The sequence below is a fragment of the Inquilinus limosus MP06 genome (assembly GCF_000767795.1).
In the GTDB taxonomy this organism is placed as follows: Bacteria; Pseudomonadota; Alphaproteobacteria; order DSM-16000; family Inquilinaceae; genus Inquilinus; species Inquilinus limosus_E.
The window spans coordinates 1-6,011 of record NZ_JANX01000393.1 but is presented as its reverse complement, the minus strand read 5'-3'; the positions used below and the strand labels follow the sequence as shown (position 1 = coordinate 6,011).

Sequence of the window (6,011 nt, the reverse complement as noted above, 5' to 3'; positions counted from 1 at the left end):
GGATCGCGAGCGTCGACCAGACATCGCGCAGCGCCTCGACCAGCCGCGCCATCTGCAGGTCGTCATGCAGCGGCGTCGGGGTGATGCGCAGCCGCTCGGCCCCGCGCGGCACGGTCGGGAAGTTGATCGGCTGGACATAGATCCGGTGCCGCTCCAGCAGCAGGTCGCTGGCCGCCTTGCACAGCCGCGCGTCGCCGACGAAGACCGGCACGATGTGGCTGACCGACGGCATCACCGGCAGGCCGGCGGCGCGGAGGAGACGCTTCAGCGTCGCCGCCCGCTCCTGGTGCCGCTCGCGCTCGGCGCCGCTGGCCTTGAGGTGGCGGATGGCGGCCAGCGCCCCGGCCGCGACCACCGGCGGCAGCGAGGTGGTGAAGATGAAGCCGGGCGCATGGCTGCGCAGCGCGTCGACCAGCATGGCAGAGCCGGCGACATAGCCGCCCATCACGCCGAAGGCCTTGCCCAGCGTGCCCTCGATCACGGTCAGCCGGCGGGTCAGCCCGTCGCGCTCGGCGATGCCGCCGCCGCGCGGCCCGTACATGCCGACGGCATGGACCTCGTCGAGATAGGTCATGGCGCCGTGCCGGTCGGCGACGTCGCAGATCTCGGCGATCGGCGCGATGTCGCCATCCATCGAATAGACGCTCTCGAACGCCACCAGCTTCGGCCGGGTCAGCGGATACTCCGACATCAGCCGGTCGAGATCGGCCGGGTCGTTGTGGCGGAAGATCCGCTTCTCGCAGCCGGAATGGCGGATGCCGGCGATCATCGAGGCGTGGTTCAGCGCGTCGGAGAAGATCACGCAGCCGGGGATCAGCTTCGCCAGCGTCGACAGCGAGGCGTCGTTGGAGACGAAGCCCGAGGTGAAGAGGAGCGCCGCCTCCTTGCCGTGCAGATCGGCCAGCTCGGCTTCCAGCGCGTGATGGTAGATGTGGGTGCCGGAGATGTTGCGGGTGCCGCCGGCGCCGGCGCCGCAGCGGTCCAGCGCCTCGTGCATCGCCGCCAGCACCGCCGGGTGCTGGCCCATGCCGAGATAGTCGTTCGAGCACCAGACGGTGACGTCCGGCGCGCCGTCCAGGCCGTGATGGGCGGCGCGCGGGAAGGCGCCGGCATGGCGTTCGAGCTCGGCGAAGATGCGGTAGCGGCCCTCGGCCTTCAGGGTGTCGATCGCCGTCCGGAATATGGTCTCGTAGTCCATTCCACCGTCTCGCCGTGCCTCGGGCCGGGACCCGGGGCGGAAAGTGTAGCGCATCTGTTGCCGTCGCGTGAAATGGCACCATAGTCGAACCCTGCCGGCAAGCGAGGCTTGCGGCGGGTTCGGCGGCGATCCGCCGCATCGGCCGGGAAATTTTCAGCACCCCTGTCGGGACGCGCCTCGCCCGTCCGTCCTAGGGGCATCATCAACGGAGGAGGCCGCTTTGGCCCAGCTCACCCAGAAGATCTCGCCGTTCCTGTGGTTCCTCGACGGCAAGGCCGAGGAAGCGGCCGAGTTCTATGTCTCGGTCTTCGACAATTCGCGCATCACCTCCGTCCTGCGCAACGGCGACACCATGTCGGGGCCGAACGGCACCCCCCTGACCGTCGGCTTCCAGCTCGCGGGCCAGGACTTCACCGCCATCAATGGCGGCGGCGACTTCAAGTTCTCCTGGGCGGTCTCCTTCGTCGTGCTGTGCGAGGACCAGGCGGAGGTCGACCGGTACTGGGATCGCCTGGTCGAGGGCGGCGGCAAGCACAGCCAGTGCGGCTGGCTGCAGGACCGGTTCGGCCTGTCCTGGCAGATCACGCCGAAGATCCTGCTGGAGCGCACCCACGACCCCGACCCGGTGAAGGCGGCCCGGGCGTTCCAGGCGATGCTGCAGATGACCAAGATCGACATCGCCGCGATCGAGCGCGCCTATCGCGGCGAGGCCTGACCGCCGCGCCCCGGCCGGATCGCTACGGGCGTAGCCATTCCGCGCTGGGGCAACCCGGCCCGGCCATGCGACGAAGGGTGTGCCCGGCGGGCTTTGCGCCCGCCGGCTTCGGCGTCATGATCCCCGGGGCGTGGGGACGCAGGACAGGTTGGGTTCGATGACGGTGCAGGATGCGGCGGCGAGGGTTGCGTTGACCCCCCGCGGCCGGAAGAAGCGCGAGGCGATCCTCGACGCCGGGGTCAAGGTGTTCATGGCGGAGGGCTACGCCGCCAGCATGGACCGGGTGGCGGCCGAGGCCGGCGTCGCCAAGCAGACCCTGTACAGCCATTTCGGCAGCAAGGAGGGCCTGTTCCACGCCCTGTTCGATCGCTACAAGCAGCAGTCGCTGCGCGGGCTGGACCCGGCGGGCGACCTGGCGGACGAGCTCGCCACCTTCGGCGAGCACATGCTGCGCCGGATCTTCGACCCCGAGATCCTCGGCGTGCAGCGGCTGATGGTCGCCCAGGCCGCCGCCTTTCCGGAGCTGGCGCGGATCGTCTACGAGGCCGGCCCCGGCCGCGCCCGGCTGAAGCTGGTGGAGTTCCTGCAAGCCAGGATCGAGGCCGGGGCCATCGAGCCGGCCGACCCCGTGGAGGCGGCGGACGATCTGATCGCGCTGCTGCAGGGCAGCCGGCGGCAGCGCATCCTGTTCGGGGTCGAGGCGGCCCCGGAGCCGGCCGGGCTGCGCGGCATCGCCGAGCGCGCTGTGACAGTCTTTTTACGCGCCTATACAACACGTTAAGGTCTTGTTTCGCACCCTTGTTTCGCCGCAATTCGATCTTACCTCCGAGGGCGAAGGGGCACCGACGGAGGAAGCAGATGGCGAAGTTCCGCTATTGGGGCGTGTCGGTTCTGCTCAGCCTGGGCCAAGCCGACCTGGCCGTGGCCACCGAGCGCCCGCCCTATGGCGACGCCCTGGCCGCCTATCTCGGCTCGGCCCGCGCGGCCAATGACGATCAGGCCCCGCTCTATCTCTACCGCCCGGACAGCTTCAGCCGGGTCACCTTCATCGGCCATGTCACGCCGGATGCGGTGCCGTCCTGGCGCGGCGTCGCCCTCGACGGCGTCTGGCAGCCGGCGGTGTCGGCCGACGACCTCGCCCCGCTGCTGCTGCCCGACACCGGCTGGGCCGCGGCGGATGCGGCGACGCGCGAGGCGATCGCCGTGCGCTGGGTCGAGGAGATCGTGCTGGCCGGCGAGGCGCTGAAGAGCGGCGCCGACCTGGTGCCGCCGGCGCCGGACGGTGCCATCGCCCCCGCCGCCGCCCGCACCCTGCCCGACGGCTCGATCGAGGTCAGCGGCTGGGTCTCCCATCTCAGCGTCGCCGGCGAGATCGCCGACCCCTTCACCGTCCGGCTGGCGCCGGACGGGACGGTCTTGGCCTGAGGCTCCGTCATTGCGAGGAGGCGAAGCCGACGAAGCAATCCATCGGGCCGCTCGTGCGGCGGCATGGATTGCTTCGCTGCGCTCGCAATGACAATAGGAGATGAGGTGTTTGGGAGGGGCTATCCTTCCACCCCTAACTCCTGCCGCACCAGCGTGACCCAGTAGGTCGAGCCCAGCGCCAGGATCGCGTCGTTGAAGTCGTAATGCGGCGTGTGGACGTAGTGGTAGCTGCCGTCCGGGTTGACGCCGTTGCCGATCATGATGAAGGCGCCGGGCCGCTGCTCCAGCATGAAGGAGAAATCCTCGGCCCCGGTGATCGGCGGGATGCTGGTCGCCACCTTGTCGGCGCCGACGATGCTGGCGGCGACGCCGGCGGCGATGTCCGTCTGCTCCGGATGGTTGACCAGCGGCGGGTAGCGGCGCTGGTAGTCGACCCGGGCGGTGCAGCCATAGGTCGCCGCCAGCCCCTCTGCGGTCTCGCGCAGCCGGCGCTCCAGCGTATCGCGCACCTTGGGCGAATAGCTGCGGGCGGTGCCGCTGACCACCACCTCGGGCGGGATGATGTTCGGCGATCCGGCCGACCCGCCGGCGACATGGCCGACGCTGATCACCGCCGGCTCCACCGCCGGAACGTTGCGGCCGACAATGGCCTGCGCCGCCAGGATGAAATGCGCCAGCACCACCGTCGGGTCGGTCGCCAGATGCGGGGCGGAGCCGCCATGGCCGCCGGTGCCGCCGAAGGCCACGGTCCAGGTGTCGCTGGCCGCCAGCATCGGGCCGGGGCGCAGGCCGAACTCGCCGACCGCGCGGCCCGGATTGTTGTGCATGCCGTAGACGGCGTCGGCCGGGAAGCGGTCGAACAGCCCCTCCTCGACCATCTTCTGGCCGCCGCCCAGCCCTTCCTCGGCCGGCTGGAAGATGAAGTGCACCGTGCCGGCGAAGTCGCGATTCTCCGACAGGTAGCGGGCGGCGCCCAGCAGCATGGCGGTGTGGCCGTCATGGCCGCAGGCATGCATCTTGCCGGGCACGGTCGAGGCGTAGGGCAGGCCGGTCTTCTCCTCGATGAACAGCGCGTCCATGTCGGCGCGCAGCGCCACCGCCCGGTTGCCGGGCCGGGTGCCCTTCAGCGTGCCGACAACGCCCGTCTTCGCGATGCCCTCATGGGTCTCGATGCCCAGGCCGCGCAGCGTCTTCGCCACCAGGGCGGCGGTGCGCACCTCCTCGAAGCCGGTCTCGGGATGGGCATGAATGTCGCGGCGGATGGCGATCAGCTCGTCCTCATAGCCCTTGATCTCGGCCAGGATGTCCTTCGGCTCGGCGGTCACGATCGCTCTCCCTGGTTGCACTGTTGGCGTAGGTAGGACATTTGCAGGTTTTCCGTCCTGCGCCCAGAAGGGACCGGACGGGCTTCGCGCGGACCGGTTGCGTTCCGGCCCGCGCCGCGCCAGGATCGCGCCCTTCGATGGGGAGGAGCACTGCGTGATCCTGGATTTCGGGTCGATCAACATGGACCTGGTGATGGCCGTCACGGCGCTGCCGCGACCGGGCGAGACCGTGCTGTGCGACGGCTACGTCACCAAGCCGGGCGGCAAGGGGTCGAACCAGGCGGTGGCGGCGGCGCGGGCCGGGGCCCGGGTGGCGATGGCCGGCGCGGTCGGCGATGACGGCTTCGGCCAGGTGATGCGCGCGACCCTGGCGAAGGAAGGCATCGACACGTCGCTCCTCGCCACCAGCGACCGGCCGACCGGCGTGGCCTATATCTGCGTCGATGCGAAGGCCGAGAACTTCATCGCCGTCGGCAGCGGCGCCAATCTCGGGGTCCGGGCCGACCAGGTGCCGGACGACCGGCTGACCCCCGACACGCTGCTGATCCTGCAGATGGAATTGCCGCCGGAGCAGAACTGGGCGCTGCTGAAGCGGGCCCGGGCCCGCGGCTGCCGCGCCATCCTCAACGTCGCCCCGGCGGCGGCGGTGCCGGAGGCGGCGTTGCGCGACCTTGACCTGCTGGTGGTGAACGAGCACGAGGCGCTGGCGATCGCCGGCGGGCTGGGGCTCGACACGTCCAGCCCGAAGGCGGCGGCCAAGGCGCTCAGCGGCCGGCTGGCGCTGACCTGCGTCGTCACTTTGGGCGGCGAGGGCGCGATCGCGGTCGGGCCCGACGCCGATTTCGCTGTTCCGGCGCTGCCGATCCAGCCGGTCGACACCACCGGCGCCGGCGACACCTTCACCGGCGTGCTAGCCGCCGGGCTCGATGCCGGACTGCCGCTCGACCAGGCGCTGCGCCGCGCCTCGACCGGCGCCGCCCTGGCCTGCCTGGCGCTCGGCGCGCAGGAGAGCATGCCGACCGCCGCCGCGATCGATGCCGCCCTGCCGCGCCTGGGGCCGACCACGGCGATCGGTTAGCTGGATGGCCGCGGGTCGGATCCGATAGAGGAAGCGAGCCGCTTGCCTCTGCCGCAGGCGAGAGCTTCTCAGCATTCCCCAACACCGTCATTGCGAACGCAGCGAAGCAATCCAGGGGCCGTTTGGCGTGACCCCTGGATTGCTTCGTCGGCTTCGCCTCCTCGCAATGACGGTGGGGATCGTCGTTCTGAAAAGGCTTCGCAAGCGATGCCCTTTCAAGGTCGGATTCGAGTAAACGCAATGTTCATTGCGCGGCCGTGCGATTCTCGT

The 6,011-nt window shown here is 70.4% G+C and carries 6 protein-coding genes; 4 read left to right on the top strand and 2 right to left on the bottom strand.

The window, feature by feature from the left end; translation table 11 throughout:
- Positions 1-1,198 (bottom strand): 5-aminolevulinate synthase (gene hemA / locus P409_RS23955; protein ID WP_034844580.1); only part of this gene is annotated, 1,198 nt, incomplete at its 3' end.
- A gap of 220 nt (positions 1,199-1,418) precedes the next feature.
- On the opposite strand from hemA, the gene P409_RS23950 reads away from it, so the two are divergent.
- From P409_RS23950 to P409_RS36410, 3 genes are all read left to right on the top strand, one after another.
- The gene (locus tag P409_RS23950) at positions 1,419-1,913 is read left to right on the top strand and encodes a VOC family protein (protein ID WP_193366519.1); all 495 of its coding nucleotides are present in this window, start codon (positions 1,419-1,421) and stop codon (positions 1,911-1,913) included.
- A gap of 190 nt (positions 1,914-2,103) precedes the next feature.
- On the top strand, positions 2,104-2,694 hold the full coding sequence (locus P409_RS23945) for a TetR/AcrR family transcriptional regulator (protein ID WP_034844579.1): 591 nt from the start codon (positions 2,104-2,106) through the stop codon (positions 2,692-2,694).
- Positions 2,695-2,771: 77 nt separating this feature from the next.
- The gene (locus P409_RS36410) at positions 2,772-3,338 is read left to right on the top strand and encodes a hypothetical protein (protein WP_052121311.1); all 567 of its coding nucleotides are present in this window, start codon (positions 2,772-2,774) and stop codon (positions 3,336-3,338) included.
- Between the two features lie 119 nt (positions 3,339-3,457).
- Here the strand turns inward: P409_RS36410 and P409_RS23935 are convergent, their stop codons facing one another.
- Entirely contained in the window at positions 3,458-4,663 is a 1,206-nt protein-coding gene (locus P409_RS23935; RefSeq protein WP_034844576.1) for a M20 aminoacylase family protein, read from the bottom strand.
- Positions 4,664-4,817: 154 nt separating this feature from the next.
- Between P409_RS23935 and P409_RS23930 the strand changes: the two genes are divergently transcribed.
- The gene (locus P409_RS23930) at positions 4,818-5,741 is read left to right on the top strand and encodes a ribokinase (protein ID WP_034844574.1); all 924 of its coding nucleotides are present in this window, start codon (positions 4,818-4,820) and stop codon (positions 5,739-5,741) included.
- Positions 5,742-6,011: the final 270 nt, after the last annotated feature.